Consider the following 15,739-nt stretch of genomic DNA (forward strand, 5'->3'; position numbering starts at 1 on the left):
TTTAAAGGAGGAGTTCGATGATCACCAATGAACAGCCAGATCCAGAGGTAAAAATGCTACAAAAAACATCGTTGAAAACACCTAAATTTGGTTTTATGGGACTGAAATATTTAGGAAGATTTGTCGTCAAAGTGACGAAGATGATAAAAAATAGAATCACAAAAAAGAAAGAAAAAGAGCAATCGCCTTTAGAAGCATCTGCTAATACGACGAAGGCAACTAAAAAACAACCTGTCAAGTTGGAAGCTGCGAAGGAAAAAGCGCCTGTTGTAAAAAATATCGCAACAAAGACCAATCGGAATCTTTTTCAGTTTTTATACAAATTAGGAGCGAACTTCATGAAGTTTGATCTATTAAAAAGTATAAAGACACTCGGTATCAGCGCCACGTCCCCACAACGAAGAATAAAATCAGCTGAAGTCAAGACAGTGAAAGCGGCAAAACAACAATCTGTTGCTAAAGTCAAAAAATTGAGTTTTGCCACAGTAAAAAAAGAGGCAATCAGTAAAAGTAATAAAATCAATCAATTATCAAAAAATAATCAGTTAACAAGAAGACCGTCATTGCAAAGATCATAAGGAATTCTCATGATCAATTTGAGTCATCCTGATTGGAGGAGAAACAATGGAACATGAGCGTATGAGTGATGAACAACGAAGAATCGGCCGTGAAACTAAGCGAATCCAAACAACGAAAAGGATAGAAGAAAACAAGAGAGAGCAAGAACGCGTTTATTTGGAGAGTGTTCGATCGTCAGAGGGATTCAAACGTTCGTTAAAAAAAATAAAAAATAGGAAATAAGTCATTTTGTTCATAAATAATATCGCGAAGACAGATAAAGGATTTCTTTAAGAAAGTGGGAATGATAATGGATGAACAACTCATAAAATTAAACCAAAGAATTGAACGTATAAAAGATATCAGTGATCCTGAATACGATCGCTTAGTAGCAGAGAGAAATAAGGTGCGACAACAAATCGCTGCACGGAATGAAAGACAGTCGACCGCTTCATCCAGTACCTCGAGAGTAACTGAAGTAAAAGCTGATCCTAAAAAGATTCAGCAATTAACGGAAAAAATTTCAGAGAAACAAGCGCAAATAAACCGTATCAAAGATATGAGTGATCCCCGCTATGAAAAATTAGAAGCGGAGAAAACACAGTTGATCAGAGAAAGAGAAACTGAACGTCTCAAATCAGCTAAGAGTCATGAACTTACAGACAAAACAGGCATAGCTGGGCAAGCGAATAGGGACTCAACGATCGTTAAAACAGATTTAAAAAATGCCCAAAAAATGATCCACCACGATCTGGATCAACAATTTGAAAAACTATCTAATTTTTTTGAGGAGTATAAATTTCAGTATGATTCATCAAAGGATGAAAAAAACATCAAGGAATTAGGTGAGAATATCGACATGCATAAAAAAAGATATGACCTGAAGATGAAAAATAGTTTTAATGACGGGGGTTTCTATGGCAGGTTTAAGAAAAATGAAAAACAAAGTGAACTAGCACTCGGAAATTTTATCGAAACCTGGAAAGAAGACCAAGGATACTATCGAGATACTCATTCCGCTTTTGAAAAAATCCATGAATTGAAAGAAAAAATTGTAAAAAATCATAATTTAGAGAAATACAGTATGAAAGTCAACACGAAACAAAATGAATTAGCCGAATTACAAAGTAAAAAACAGCGAATCAATTTTTTTAGTAAGTATATTTTTAATCGCGAAAAATATCGTCAATTAAAAAATCAGATCCATGAATTAAAAAACGAATTGAATATTATAGGAGAAGCTCGATCACTAGCTATGAAAGGCGATCTCATAAAAGCAGAAAACTTATTCAATGCTAGTGAACGCACAGGGACTTCTCATGAAGTGAAGCAGCGAAGACTTACGCAAAAAACGTTATCGCCTTCCTTGGCTACAAGTATTCCTGCTCCTAGTAAACTGCAAAACAAAATGGAAGCAAGCATAAGTAAATCAGCAGAAATCATGCAACAAAAAAATACGGAGAAATTACGTAATTCTTCACATAAAGAATTACGAGCATAACAACAGATCTCCTATTGATATCGATTTTATCAATAGGAGATATCACTGATCAGTGTGTAAAAATGACGGATGTTTTTCATCTGGAACTATTCATAAAAAGAAAAAGATCGATGTGTTTATTTATTCCAACAGTTAATCATTAAGGAGCACCAATGAAAAGTAGAATTAATCATAATAAAACTATCATCCTATTAACCGTAATCGTTGTTCTATTGTCTCATCTACCTTTTCATTTTGTTTATGGATCAGAAACCAGTGAATCCGCTACTGTAAGCCAGAATGAGGCAAGGGTAGACTTCGCTAGAGATGTAACGATTACATTTGAAACAAGTCCTTCTGAAGGTGGAAATCCTACCTATACAAGGAACAATCCGATGCCACCACTTGCAACGGTGTACACCATACATGCGAATCCGAATCCAGGATTTCGTTTTGTACGGTGGGAATTAGTATCCAGTGATGGCGTTTCTATACAAAACCCAAATGCAGAGGTAACAAATCTCAATACAGGTGGCGGACCTATAGGACCGATAAGTGCGACAGCAAGGATTCGAGCGGTTTATGAGCGAGTGTACAATTTATCTTTCCAATCTTCTCCAAATGCTGGAGGAAATCCAAGAGCGGATCAAACAATACTGGCACAAGGTGAAACGACCACGATCCATGCCAACGTTTCGAATGGATATCGCTTTGTTCAATGGGAGCCTGTTTCTGGAAACGCGACTATTGCAAACCGAACGAGTCAAAGTACATCCATTACGATGGGGGCAGGAGATTCGTCCGTTCGAGCAGTCTACGAACAAATCACCCATAGTGTGAGTGTGCAGGCAAATCCAACGATTGGTGGCAATCCTAGGGTTTCAGCTTCATCCGCTGCCCAAGGAGCAACCATCAATTTGAATGCAAATCCAGCTACCGGTTATCGTTTTGTCAATTGGCAGTTTCGAACCCAAAATGGTGCAACCATAACGAATAGTAATCTGGCGAATACCAGTTTACGAATGGGGACGGGACCTGTGAGCGTCCAAGCCAATTATGAACGCTTGCAACAAAGCAGTGTCGTCGTAAGGTATGTGGACGAAGAGGGTAATGAGTTAGCTCAAAGCGATATTTTAACGGGATTTAGCGGAGAAGCATATCGTACAGAAGCAAAAGAAATCGAAGGGTGGGAATTGCTTGTTACACCGGAAAATGCAACAGGGGTTTTCACGAATGTTGAGCAAATAGTCACCTATACTTATCGGAAGAACCAGCAGTTATGGGGAACTGTCCCTTGGGAATACGACGAGGCAACGAAAACGATCCATTTGTATGGTGGAATCGGTGGATCGGTCCCAGAAGCGCCATGGAAAAGCCATTCCGAAGTTGAAACGATCATTGTCACCAACGAGGTATTTTTACCGGAAAATAGCGCATCTCTTTTTAACGGGGCAAGACAGTTAGAAAGTATTGAAGGTGTAGGGAATTTTAATACATCTAAGGTAACGAATATGGATGAGATGTTTGCCCATGCTTTGGCGCTAAAAGAGCTAGATATTAGTCAATGGGATGTGTCTAATGTAACTAGCATGAGTCACACATTTGCTTGGATGACCAATTTAAGAAAGCTAGATGTCAGTCAATGGGATGTGTCAAATGTGACAACGTTGACTCATGCATTTGCGTGGACATCCAACCTTGTTGATATAGATGTTAGTCAATGGAATGTTGGTAAGGTTTCTAGCATGAGCAATTTATTTATGTCTTCCTTTTCGCTAACTGAATTAGACTTGAGCAATTGGGACACAAGAAATAAAGATATCAGGGGCATGTTCTATTTTGCATCAAGACTTTCATCCCTTAAATTAGGAAAAGAAACAGTTATCGGAAATACCAGCTTACGAACTATCGTTCCTACAGCGGAATATACAGGACGATGGGTGCTTGAAGAAAGTTTGGATAGTTCAGTTCGAACAATCGCGTTTGAGAATTCAAACGAATTTATGGCAAATTATGACGGAAATCATCCAGGAACTTATGTATGGGAGGTTTTTCGTCCGGAAGAATTAGTGGCAGTATTAGAGCCATTAAGTGACCAATCAACAGCAATAACTGGCTGGATGACAGAAGTAACGGATAGTCGAACAATCACTTACCAAAATACAGCGGGACAAACAGTCACTGTAACTAAAGAATCACCGAGGATCAAGTGGGGAGATTACCAAGATGCAGATCAACGGATTCGACAGTTTGAGATACCCTTGGCAGAAAATGAGCGCCTAGCAACAGATACACAGGTAACACTCGCTGTTGCTAAACCATCCGTCGAAACAACTGGTGATTTGATGATTGAAGAAAAGGTAATCAAAGGGATCGACTACACTGCAAATCACTTCACATTAGAACGTAAGAAGTTAGAGGCATTAACCAGTGAAGCAGAACTCCATGAATTGATTCTGAAGGAAAGTCAGGCAACAGCACACGATGCTTTGACACAGGACGATCGCAGTCAGGAAATTAAAATCGTGGCTACGGATTTAACCAAGGATGAAGTGGACGATGGAACGTATTTTGCTACATTTCAAGTAGGGAACAAAGCCTATCAGTTTACAATAGGCATTGATGTTAGTTCAAAGATCCATCATCTAAAAGTTTCCATACCGACAAAAATGGTGTTCGAATCCCTCTACCAAGGCGAGGAAACTAATCGTGACTTTGTTAGTCCAGATTACGAGATCCGAAATCATTCAGATCTTTCTGTTGATGCGTATATGAATCAATTTATTGTTGAGGATGATGCAGGGGTCACCTTGTTAAGAGAGGGTGAAGATCCTTTAGATCACGCTCCATTGCAAGAAGGACAACCGAAAAACTTCTCTGATATCAAACAACCACTATTGGAATTACAGTTGATGTCTAATGAAACCAAAATTTCCTTGTATGAACGGAGAAGTGAACAACGCTTGGCACAAGTTTCGCCATACTCAAGTATACCTTTCCATTTGACCGGTCGATTTTATGGGCCGTATCCTAAGTGGATCTCGGATGATGGCAATGAACAAGGGGGCTATTATCAAGAGTCATTAGTTCCCACCTACCGTATGATTTTACGATTTGTTCCCAGATAGCGGGCATAGATGTACGAGATAAAAGAATGATAATGACTAGGAGACGTTCAACCAATGAATAAAACAAAACGAAGGAATCAACAAAAGAAACGACGGAAGAACGGTGTCTTATTATTGTTTGTTTCTTTAATGGTGATGGCTGTTGCTAGTTGGTATTGGTTTAGTCACAAAGAACCCACTCCAGTTATCAGCGCGGATTTGTTACCTGAAATCAGTGATGCGAGTGATCAACGGATCTCTGAGCGTGCGCAAGAACTAGCAGATGCAAATTATTTCACCTTGCAGATCAACCCAGAAGCAGTTTTTGAAAATGGCAGAAGTCGTGGATCGATCGAAATCGTCAATCCTGGCACGAATGTTTATCCGATTGCGGTCGATATCACGATCAATGACACGAAAGAAGTGATTTATTCTTCTGGTGCGATTTATCCCAATCAATTGATTGAAGCGGTGTATTTGAAGCGACCTTTAGAAAAAGGAGAATATCCAGCAACAGCGACAGTCAATATCTATGATCCAGAAACCAAAGAAAAACAAGGCGTAACCGAAGCAGAAATCAGCATATTGATAAAAAATTAATCCAATTTAAGTGAGGCTACCTAAAATGAAAAAAGCAACAAAATTAGTGTTAAGTATTCTAACAATTACAGGAGTATGTATTAGTGGAATTACCGCTTTTGCTAGTCCAGTCCAAACCATCGATGGGCGAGAAGGTGCAACTTCTGGAGATATCACTATAAAGGGGATCATCGGTGAATTTGATAATACAAAGCCTGGTCCAAATCCAGAAAATCTCGATCAATGGATCAATGTGACCCTACCGACGACAGCTATTTTCCGGACAACAGAAGAATCTGAGCATAAAAAGATTACTTCTCCGGCTTATCACGTGACGAACCATTCTGCGCTAAGTGTGCGGGCTTCCGTCTCAAATGTGACAGAAGTCAAAGAAATGAGCGAAGTGGATCGACTAACGATCAACACGATCGAATTATTCAACAAAGGAGTTTCGACAGTTACAGCTACGCCTTTATTCACCTTATCTGGTAATGAGGGGAATCATACAGTCGGTAACTTCCAATTTAATGGGGATGCGACACCGAGAAATGCTTCCGTAGAAAGTAATCCGAGCTTTAAACTAGTATTGAATTTTGCAGTAGAGGAATAAAGCGAATGGAAAATCTACTATCAGATAGTACGATGAGGAAGTCTAGAAGTAAAAAATGGCAAGTTTTATCGGTACTACAAATACTTTTTATTATGAGCTTATCCTGTTCAACCATAGTCAAGGCGGAAGAGGTGCAGTCCACTCACAATATCAGAGTATCTGGTACGATTGGATCGACTGTTGAAGAAACAAAAGAAAAAAACAAACATCAGACACTAGTCGCTGATCTTTCTGCGATCACTCAAAAAAATCTACCCGAAACAGGAACAGTAGTAAATCAACGAATCGTTTTTTTAGGCTATCTGTTGATTGGTATTTCTGGGGGAGTAGTTTTGTTTTCTAGAAAACGAAACTATCCTATTGAATACTTTAAATGATCGATCTAGTAGGGAAATGAGCGTTGAAAAATGACAGAAAACGAGTAAACCAAAAAGCCATCCTTTGCGGATGGCTTTTTTGCTGGTCAATCACTACTGTTTCTTGACGAAGATCGAGTAGAAGGTGCAGTTCGTGTCCCGCTGTCACCACCAGCCGCATTTGTATCTTCAGAACTTGGCGGTGTAGCAGAGGATTCGGGTGGTGCTTCCTCACTTGACGATGCTGGTGGTTCTGTAGAAGGCTGAGTGCTTGGCTCAGTTGGTTCACTGCTTGGTGGTGGTGTCGACTCTTCAGAGCTAGGTTCAGTCGTTGAGCTAGTAGAAGTCTCAGGAACAGTTTCACTAGTTGAAGACTCAGGAACAGGAGTTACTGGGACGACCGCAGATGAAGAAGGAATCGTCGTTGATGGCACCGTAGCGTTTGAATTGCCAGATGATGATGCATTTCTAAAGAATAATTCACCACCAGAACGGTACAGTCCGTTAGGCATCGTCCAGTCCGTATTTGTCACATTTGCGGAGACAAATTTCATCAATTCGCGATAAACATCTGAAGCTACATCTGTTCCAGTGGAAGTGATCGGAGTCATTTTATCATTGTATCCCGTCCACACAGAAATCGCATAATTCGGTGTATAGCCAGCAAATAAAATGTCTGGATAAACGCCAGTCGATGTTCCTAACTTAGCATACTCCTCGTCCGTATAATTAGATGTTCCTGTTTTACCAGCTTGGATCAAGCCTGGGATTGCGGCATTCGTACCGGTTCCGCGAGTGATCGTGTCTTTCAAGATGTCCGTCACCATGTATGCTGTTTCTTCAGACATTGCTCTTGTTCCTTCTGGTTCAAACGTTTCTTCCGTGCCATCTTGGAAAACGATCCGATTGACATATTGTGGTTTGTAGTAAGTACCACCATTTGCCAAAGCAGCGTATGCTGCGGCCATTTTTTCAGAAGAAGCACCGTATTTCGTCCCATCTTGTTGTTCAGTATTACTTGAAATCGCATTTGACTGATGGATCGTGCTATATTCGATCCCTAAGCTACTCAAGAACTCAGCCACTTTATCTGAGCCAACTTCATTGAAGAGCTTGACAGCCGGGACGTTTCTTGAGAGGTATAACGCTTGGCGCAAGGTGACCATTCCCATGTAACGGTTGTCCCAGTTCGAAACAGGAATAGAAGTTCCTTCATAATTGTAAGGTGCATCGGCGATCAGTTTGCCAGTAGAATAGTTCAATTCTTCAAATGCTGGTGCGTAGTCAGTGATCGGTTTCATGGTTGAACCAAAGTCACGAGAGGTATTAACAGCCAAGTTATTACCTAAAGCGACATCATCCGGAATATTTCTTCCACCGATCTGCGCGGTGACTTGTCCAGTATTGACATCGATCAACGTAGTAGCAACTTGCATTTGATCGTCAGGGTAGGCAACATATTGATCCGTATTCACCACATCGTATAAGTGTTTCTGTGCATTCAAGTCTAAGTTCGTGTAAATGTCTAAGCCATCGGTGTAGACATTCTTATCTGTTTTAGCATGGACTTCATTGATGACCTCTTTGACATAATTATCGACGATTCTTGTATTGGTGTCTTCTTGTGTTAATTCTTGCAACCCATCCGTGATCGGTGTATTGATCGCTGTATCGTACTCTGTTTGAGAGATTTTTTCATTTTGGAGCATCGTATACAAGACAGTGTCACGGCGTTTTTTTGCTTGCTCTGGAAACTGATAAGGATCATAAGCTGACGGTGCTTGCGGCATTCCTGCTAAAAGCGCGGTTTGTGGTAGATTCAATTCGCTTAATGTTTTTCCAAAGTAAGATTGAGCCGCTGTTTCCATGCCGTAAAGACCGTTAGACATATAGACTTTGTTGACATAATAGGTCAGTATCTCTTGTTTTGATTTCGTCTGTTCCAGCCTGACAGCCATCCAGGCTTCTTGGGCTTTACGCCTGATTGTTTGGTCTTCGGTACTAGTCGAGAAGAAAGAGAGCTTGATCAGCTGCTGAGTCAACGTACTACCACCTTGTAAGCCGCCAGATGTAAAGTTGGATAATGCCGCACCGATGATCCGGACAGGGTCAACACCGATATGTTTGTAAAATCTTCGGTCTTCGACTGAAACGATGGCATCTTCAAGTGTCTTTGGTAGTTCGTTGGCAGAAATTTTTTCTCTTTTTTCCGCCCCTAGATCTTCAAATAACTCGCCATCTTTCGTATAAAGTTTTGACGAAACTGTTGCATCCAGTTTTTCGTCTGTCAGAGCAGGAGCATCTTTGGCATAAAACCAAAAAAGTCCGACCCCTGCGAGAAAAGCGACACAGATCAAGGAAAGACCAATTAAAAGAATACGTGTGATCAATCCTTTTCGATCTTTTCCAGTGCCTTTTTTCGTTGATTGTTTTCCTCTTTTCTTTGGAGAAGAAGAGGAGGTGCTTCGTTTAGAAGATCTCGTTTGATTAGTTGGCATTCTTTGGTTCTCCTTCATTAGATTCTAAGTACTGATCGATTGCTTGCAAGTATGGAACACGAGGGGCAAAGCCATTTGGAATCTCGATCCCTAGTTTTTCGATCAATGAAAGCGGCAAGGATTTCCTTCCTTGTGCCTGTTGTTCGTGCCAATAGTGGACTAGATGTGTACTATCTAAATAAAAACAACGCTGTAAGGTAGAAAACCATAAAAGGACAAAACAGATTCCTCCTTGTTTTTGACAAGCTTCCATATGTGAGATTTGATGAGGATGAAAATTTTTAAATGGAAATGAAGTTTTGTTTTTTGTCTCTTTTGCTTCAAAATCCAAATAGAAACCTCGATAGACACCGTTATAATCAGTTGTGGAAGCTTGTGTAAAATAAGCTTCTTTAATGACAGCGGCACTACGTCGAGGGTAGTCAACTTTTACGATTTGAACCGGTGTTGGCTTTTTATGGATAACGGCCATTTGATGTGCCAGATAATACTCGTTGCTTTCATTGATGGCTTCTTCAAATCGCATGCCGCGATTGCCAAACTCCGTATGTGGGTTCCTTTTTACTTGTTTTTTTTCTTTGGACGAGGCATCCTTGATATAAGGACGGCCATTTGGATAGCGTAAAACCATGATCGAATCACTCTCCTAGGCCACATTATAGCAAAAAAGCACAGAGAAAGAAAAGGAAACTGGAATGGATACAATAAAAGTAATGTATATCTCTGGTTATCGCAGTTTTGAATTAGGCATATTCAAAGATAATGACCCTAAAATGACAGTTATTAAAAAAGTTTTAAAAAATGAATTGACCCAATTGGTGGAAGAAGGATTGGAATGGGTGATCATTAGTGGGAACTTAGGCGTCGAATTATGGGCAGGTGAAGTCGTCGCTGAAATGAAGACGGATTATCCAGAGTTGAAGCTTGGGATCATCTATCCATTTGCAGAGTTTGGCAATGGTTGGAATGAGAACAATCAGGAAAAGAAAAGACTGGTAGAACAGCTTTCTGACTATCGTGAGTCGGTAAGTCACCAACCCTATCAATCACCGAGTCAACTGAGGAATCACACCCAGTTTATTTTACAACATACAGATGGGACACTATTGATTTATGATCCAGAATATCCTGGAAAAACAGACTATTTTTTTAAGGATGCACAAAAATACCAAGGGAGTCATCCTTATGAGATTCGAACCGTCAGCATGGATGATTTGCAAAATTTTAGTGAATAAAATAATATAGTGTTTGATTTATCAAGTCTTTTCCGATACAATAAAAAAGTAGAAACGTTAATACGTAAATGAGAACTAGAGGTGTAAATATGGCGAATTTGATTTATAGTCCTAAAGACATTTTACAACAAGAATTCAAAACAAAAATGCGCGGATATGATCCGATCGAAGTAGACGAATTCTTAGACAATATTATCAAAGATTACGAGAATTACAGCAAACAACTCCTTGCTTTACAAGAAGAAAACGATAAATTAAGTGCAAAAGTCGCTCAATTATCGAAAAACCAAGGAGCAGCTCCAAGTCGTGCACAACAAACAGAAACTCCGAAAAGTGCGGCAGTGACGAATTTCGATATTCTAAAACGTCTGTCAAATCTTGAACGTGAAGTATTCGGTAAAAAATTAGATGCACAAGCAGGCAATGTACCACCAGTAACACCTAATCCAAACAACTATACATCAACAAACGAACATGACAACGAAGCAACACGTCAGTTTTAAGCAATGAATCGATTTGTGGTTTTCGGGTAATCGCGGTCTGGCTTTGACCAGACTGAGGAAAGTCCATGCTCGCACAGGCTGTGATGCCTGTAGTGTTCGTGCTTAGCGAAAAAATAAGCTAAGGTACTCTTTTAGAGTAACGGCAGGAAAACAAGCTAAGGTTTCGGCTATGCTTCAGTATCCTTGAAAGTGCCACAGTGACGAAGCGAACGAGGAAACTTGTTCGGTGGAACGCGGTAAACCCCTCGAGCGAGCAACCCAAACAACGGTAGGGGCGCTTTTTGTCGGGGAATCAGAACGAGACAAAAGGGCAGTTGATCTGCAGATAGATGGTTACCGCTTTGTTTTTTCTCCCTGGAAAAACAAAGTACAGAACATGGCTTATAGAAAACCACATCTTCAGGGAATAAATCGATAGGCAAATATCAGCCTACAAAATCAGTACTAATAATAGCTTTTTCCTACTTCAGGACTTTTCACATAGAAAAGATCGGATGTAGGGGATTTAGAAGAGGGTGTGACGGAAGCGCACAGCTCCAAGAAATAAGCAACAACATACGAAAATAGCTTCTCGTATTTTTGGGTGTTGCTGCTTATTTCCGAAGGGGCTGCTTCTGCCACACCATTTGTTTGATTATAGAGGACGAATGTCATCATGCCTCTTTTTTGATTGATAAGGAGAATACAATGGATAAAAATAGAGAATTCAATTTAATAGCGACAGCTGCAAGTGGATTAGAAGCATTAGTAGGAAAAGAACTTAGAGATCTTGGCATCGATTGCCAAGTCGAAAATGGTCGTGCGCGTTTCAAAGGAACGATGGAAACGATCGCTACAACCAATCTATGGTTACGTACAGCAGATCGTATCAAGATCGTTGTGGGTGAATTTGATGCTCGTACGTTTGATGAATTATTCGAGCAAGTCAAAGCGTTACCATGGGAAGACTATCTTCCATTAGACGCATCTTTCCCGGTTGCAGGGAAATCGATCAAATCGACGCTTTATAGTACACCAGACTGTCAAGCCATCACTAAGAAAGCAATTGTTGAAAGACTACGTACGTATTATCATCGTCCGTCTACTGTGCCATTGACAGAAACCGGCGCACATTTCCAACTAGAAGTTGCTTTACTGAAAGATCATGTGTTAGTGACCCTTGATACGACTGGTCCAAGTTTGTTCAAACGTGGTTATCGCTTAGAAAAAGGTGGTGCCCCATTAAAAGAAAATATGGCAGCAGCTTTAGTGATGTTGACGAATTGGCGAAAAGATCGTCCGTTTTATGATCCGGTTTGTGGTTCAGGAACACTCTGTATCGAAGCTGCACTGATCGGTCATAATATCGCCCCTGGTTTCAATCGTGAATTTGTGTGTGAGACGTGGGATTGGTTCGATCCGACTATCATGGAAAAAGTTCGTGCAGCAGCAGAAGAACAGGCAGATTATGATATCGAATTAGATATCACTGGGTCTGATATCAATGGTCAATTGATCGGTATCGCCAGAGCCAACGCGGAAGAAATCGGTTTAGGAGATTCCATCACCTTCCAACAACGGGCAGTGAAGGACTTCAAAACGGAAAAAGAATATGGCGTGATCGTTGCTAATCCCCCTTATGGTGAACGCTTAGGCGAAGAAGAATCCGTTCGTCGTCTCTACAAAGAAATGGGTGAGGTTTTCCGCCCATTGAAAACGTGGAGTAAGTACATCTTGACAAGTGATTTGGCATTTGAAGAATTTTACGGACAAAAAGCGACGAAAAAACGTAAATTGTACAATGGTGCATTGCGCACAGATCTGTTCCAATATTGGGGAACTCGTCCACCAAGAAAAGAACGGACTGAAAACGAATAACTAGGTTACAAGTATGGATACCTAAAAACCATGGTTGGGACTTTAAGACCTTTGACCCTATGATTTTTGGAGGACTTGAAAATGAATGAACAAGCAAAAAAGTATTGGAAAGAATTTTGGCAAGGTGAATTCCCTCCAACAGATGTTACTGCAGAGCAGTGGGGTTGGGAAGGGACACCGATAGCAGATGAGTTGGCAGACTTGATTTTAAAGGGGATCAAAACGGCGTCATGTTCATCATACGACGAATGCCTGTATTACGATGAAGACCCTTTGTCTAAAATCGGAAGTTATACCATTGTTTTAAATAGTAAAGACGAACCTGTAGGCATCATAAAATATACAGATATGACGATAATGCCGATGAATGAAGTAACAGATGAAATTGCCCGTGCTGAGGGTGAGGGTGATTTGAGCTATGATTACTGGTATAAAGTTCATAAACAATTTTTTAGGGAGTTAATGCCCCAAATTGGAAAAGAATTTTATGAAGAGATGCCCCTTGCTGTTGAACGGTTTGAATTAATCAACGCAAAAGAAATATAGTAAATGTAAGTGAGCTATAACTATTGGATAAATGATAACTAGGATAAGTTGGAGGATTTTTGGATGAATGAAAAGGAATTTTTGAAAGAAGTCAAAGAAATCGATTTAATGAGTCAAGCGTTAACAGTATTGGACTGGGATATCCAAACAGGCATGCCAGAAAAATCAAGTGAAGAACGCAGTGAAGTCAACAGTTATTTATATGGGCTATATTTCTCAAAAAAAGTCGGACCGAAAATCGCAGAAGCAATCGAATACTTCTCTGCGCACCCTGACGAGTTGTCTGAAGTCGGAAAAACGGTTTTTGAGAAAGTCAAAGAAGACTATGAATTAGAGCATAAAGTACCGGAAGAATTGATGATTGCATTAACTTCTGCGACTTCTAGAGCCCATACAAAATGGCAAGAATCGCGTGAATCAAAACAATTTGCTGATTTTGAATCCGCATTATCTGAAAATATCAAGATCACAAAACAGTTGATCCCATATTGGCGTAAAGAGGAAAAAACGGATTATGATGTTCTGTTGAATAAATACGAGCCAGGAATGACAGTTGAGATCTTAGATCAAGTATTTGATCAAGTCAAAGAGGGCATTATGTCCATCCGTCAAGCCTTAGTGGAAAAAGGAACAGCGCCAGAGACGGATTTTCTCTCACGTAAAATGAAGAAAGAGCAACAAAAACGTTTTGTAGTCGGTGTGATCAAACAGTTAGGGTATGATTTTTCACGAGGTCGCTTAGATGACACGATTCATCCATTTATGATCGGGATCAATCGTAATGATGTCCGCATCACGACACGTTGGAATGAAGAGGACTTCAAAATGGCAACGTTTGGAGTGATTCATGAAGCCGGACACGGAATGTATGAACAAAATATTGATGAAAAATATACGTATACACCAGTAGGCGAAGGCACATCAATGGGCATCCATGAGTCGCAATCACTTTTCAATGAAATCATTGTCGGCAGCAATCGTAGTTTCTGGGAAAAACAGTACCCATTCTTCCAAGAGTGTGCTGAAGGAACCTTCGATGATATTTCTTTTGATGATTTCTATCGTTCATTGCAGTATACAAAAGCAAGCTTGATTCGGATCGAAGCAGACAGTTTGACGTATCCATTACACATCATTATACGTTACGAGATCGAAAAAATGATGTTCAATGAAGGGTTAGAAGTTGAGAAATTACCAGAAGTATGGAACCAAAAATATGAAGAGTATTTAGGCATCCGCCCAACAAACGATTTAGAAGGGATCTTACAAGATGTCCATTGGTCAGGTGCAAGTTTTGGTTACTTCCCATCTTATGCGTTAGGATTTATGTATGCTGCACAATTGTTACATGCAATGAAAAAAGATATCGCTGTTGATGAGATCTTATCTTCTGATGATTATTCACCGATCAAAGAGTGGATGACAGAAAAAATCCATCAGTACGGTGCATCAAGAAAACCGAATCAATTGATTCAAGATGCAACAGGAGAAGCATTGAATCCGCAATACTTGATCGATTTTATGCGAAAACTTTACTTTAGTGTTTATGGTGTTGAAGAAGTCTAAAAATTTTCAAATAGAAGGTGAAAGCGGCAGTGGATAAATTAAGTGAAATTGCTAACTATAGCATGGAACAATTGTCTTTGGATCGTTCAGGACATGGTGTGGATCATACGAATCGGGTAGTCGAACTTTCCCGTCAAGTCCTTGAGACACTACCACAAGCCGATTCTTTTATCACTCTGGCAGCGGCATATCTACATGATACGATCGATGATAAAGTGGTCGAAGATGAAAAGCAAGCGAAAGAAGAACTTAGAGTCTTTTTAGCAAACATCGGAGTAGCAGAAACAGAGATTTTCCAGATTTTTCATATCATCGAAAATATGTCTTTTTCAAAAAGCTTGTCTGATGACGTCGAATTGTCATTAGAAGGCAAGATCGTACAAGATGCAGATCGCTTAGAGGCGTTAGGTGCGATGGGTATTTTACGAACGGCTTATTATGGAGGACATAAGGGGCATCCGATTTTCGACCCAGCCATCCAGCCGATCAATTATACGAATAAACAAGATTATCGTAAAGGTTCGACAGTGATCAATCATTTTTATGAAAAATTGCTGTTACTGCCAGATCAAATGAATACGGAGTATGCGAAGCAAGAAGCCAAACGACGTGAAGCATTTATGCGTGGATTTCTAGATGAGTTCTACACAGAATGGTTCTTAGGTGATGATTCACTTGCTGCACAAACTTGGCGTAACCTATAATTGAATCAAAAGACGTGTTTGCGCCATTCGTCCTCTCGCATCATCTAAAACCAAATAAACGGCGGGAACAGAAGGAACCTCTTCAAAAAATAAGGCGCTATCCACAATAAGTTGAAAAACAATTTTCGTGGATGGCGCCT

Annotated in this window: 16 protein-coding genes and 1 other RNA gene; 14 read left to right on the top strand and 3 right to left on the bottom strand. The window is 40.1% G+C overall.

Annotated features, from left to right (window positions below; all coding sequences use genetic code 11):
- Positions 1 to 17 precede the first annotated feature (17 nt).
- From CUS89_RS13520 to CUS89_RS13545, 7 genes are all read left to right on the top strand, one after another.
- The gene (locus CUS89_RS13520) at positions 18 to 578 is read left to right on the top strand and encodes a hypothetical protein (protein WP_104872502.1); all 561 of its coding nucleotides are present in this window, start codon (positions 18 to 20) and stop codon (positions 576 to 578) included.
- Between the two features lie 46 nt (positions 579 to 624).
- Positions 625 to 801, top strand: a complete 177-nt coding sequence (locus tag CUS89_RS16155) for a hypothetical protein (protein ID WP_181055374.1) — start codon at positions 625 to 627, stop codon at positions 799 to 801.
- Positions 802 to 868: 67 nt separating this feature from the next.
- Positions 869 to 2,059 carry a hypothetical protein gene (locus CUS89_RS13525; protein WP_104872503.1) on the top strand — a complete coding sequence of 397 codons (1,191 nt, stop codon included), beginning with the start codon at positions 869 to 871 and terminating at the stop codon, positions 2,057 to 2,059.
- Positions 2,060 to 2,211: 152 nt separating this feature from the next.
- Positions 2,212 to 5,166 carry an InlB B-repeat-containing protein gene (locus CUS89_RS13530; protein ID WP_104872504.1) on the top strand — a complete coding sequence of 985 codons (2,955 nt, stop codon included), beginning with the start codon at positions 2,212 to 2,214 and terminating at the stop codon, positions 5,164 to 5,166.
- 54 nt (positions 5,167 to 5,220) lie between these two features.
- A complete protein-coding gene (locus CUS89_RS13535) occupies positions 5,221 to 5,745 on the top strand; it encodes a hypothetical protein (protein WP_104872505.1) in 525 nt (174 codons plus the stop codon).
- A gap of 25 nt (positions 5,746 to 5,770) precedes the next feature.
- A complete protein-coding gene (locus CUS89_RS13540; protein ID WP_104872506.1) occupies positions 5,771 to 6,334 on the top strand; it encodes a hypothetical protein in 564 nt (187 codons plus the stop codon).
- A 5-nt stretch (positions 6,335 to 6,339) separates the two neighbouring features.
- A complete protein-coding gene (locus CUS89_RS13545; protein WP_104872507.1) occupies positions 6,340 to 6,711 on the top strand; it encodes an LPXTG cell wall anchor domain-containing protein in 372 nt (123 codons plus the stop codon).
- A gap of 86 nt (positions 6,712 to 6,797) precedes the next feature.
- Here CUS89_RS13545 and CUS89_RS13550 read toward each other — a convergent pair whose 3' ends face one another.
- Positions 6,798 to 9,188, bottom strand: coding sequence for a PBP1A family penicillin-binding protein (locus CUS89_RS13550; RefSeq protein ID WP_104872508.1), 2,391 nt, complete (start codon positions 9,186 to 9,188; stop codon positions 6,798 to 6,800).
- Positions 9,178 to 9,819 carry a Holliday junction resolvase RecU gene (gene recU / locus CUS89_RS13555; RefSeq protein ID WP_104872509.1) on the bottom strand — a complete coding sequence of 214 codons (642 nt, stop codon included), beginning with the start codon at positions 9,817 to 9,819 and terminating at the stop codon, positions 9,178 to 9,180. Before recU ends, CUS89_RS13550 begins: the two co-directional genes overlap by 11 nt.
- Positions 9,820 to 9,883: 64 nt before the next feature.
- Here recU and CUS89_RS13560 point away from each other — a divergent pair, with 64 nt between their 5' ends.
- From CUS89_RS13560 to rnpB, 3 genes are all read left to right on the top strand, one after another.
- The gene (locus tag CUS89_RS13560) at positions 9,884 to 10,423 is read left to right on the top strand and encodes a DUF1273 domain-containing protein (RefSeq protein WP_010735546.1); all 540 of its coding nucleotides are present in this window, start codon (positions 9,884 to 9,886) and stop codon (positions 10,421 to 10,423) included.
- A gap of 89 nt (positions 10,424 to 10,512) precedes the next feature.
- The gene (gene gpsB / locus CUS89_RS13565; protein ID WP_071867241.1) at positions 10,513 to 10,926 is read left to right on the top strand and encodes a cell division regulator GpsB; all 414 of its coding nucleotides are present in this window, start codon (positions 10,513 to 10,515) and stop codon (positions 10,924 to 10,926) included.
- An 18-nt stretch (positions 10,927 to 10,944) separates the two neighbouring features.
- Positions 10,945 to 11,315, top strand: an RNA gene (gene rnpB / locus CUS89_RS13570) — RNase P RNA component class B.
- 55 nt (positions 11,316 to 11,370) lie between these two features.
- Here rnpB and CUS89_RS16160 read toward each other — a convergent pair.
- On the bottom strand, positions 11,371 to 11,583 hold the full coding sequence (locus CUS89_RS16160; protein ID WP_181055375.1) for a hypothetical protein: 213 nt from the start codon (positions 11,581 to 11,583) through the stop codon (positions 11,371 to 11,373).
- Positions 11,584 to 11,613: 30 nt separating this feature from the next.
- On the opposite strand from CUS89_RS16160, the gene CUS89_RS13575 reads away from it, so the two are divergent.
- The 4 genes from CUS89_RS13575 to CUS89_RS13590 all read left to right on the top strand — a co-directional run bounded on the left by CUS89_RS13575 (position 11,614) and on the right by CUS89_RS13590 (position 15,599).
- Positions 11,614 to 12,783: a THUMP domain-containing class I SAM-dependent RNA methyltransferase gene (locus CUS89_RS13575; RefSeq protein ID WP_104872510.1), complete on the top strand. Its 1,170-nt coding sequence runs from the start codon at positions 11,614 to 11,616 to the stop codon at positions 12,781 to 12,783.
- 81 nt (positions 12,784 to 12,864) lie between these two features.
- Positions 12,865 to 13,329, top strand: coding sequence for an ASCH domain-containing protein (locus CUS89_RS13580; RefSeq protein ID WP_104872511.1), 465 nt, complete (start codon positions 12,865 to 12,867; stop codon positions 13,327 to 13,329).
- 63 nt (positions 13,330 to 13,392) lie between these two features.
- Entirely contained in the window at positions 13,393 to 14,895 is a 1,503-nt protein-coding gene (locus tag CUS89_RS13585; RefSeq protein WP_104872512.1) for a carboxypeptidase M32, read from the top strand.
- Positions 14,896 to 14,924: 29 nt separating this feature from the next.
- On the top strand, positions 14,925 to 15,599 hold the full coding sequence (locus CUS89_RS13590; protein WP_104872513.1) for an HD domain-containing protein: 675 nt from the start codon (positions 14,925 to 14,927) through the stop codon (positions 15,597 to 15,599).
- Positions 15,600 to 15,739 lie beyond the last annotated feature (140 nt).

Source organism: Enterococcus mundtii (assembly GCF_002947535.1).
GTDB classification, from domain to species: Bacteria; Bacillota; Bacilli; order Lactobacillales; family Enterococcaceae; genus Enterococcus_B; species Enterococcus_B mundtii_B.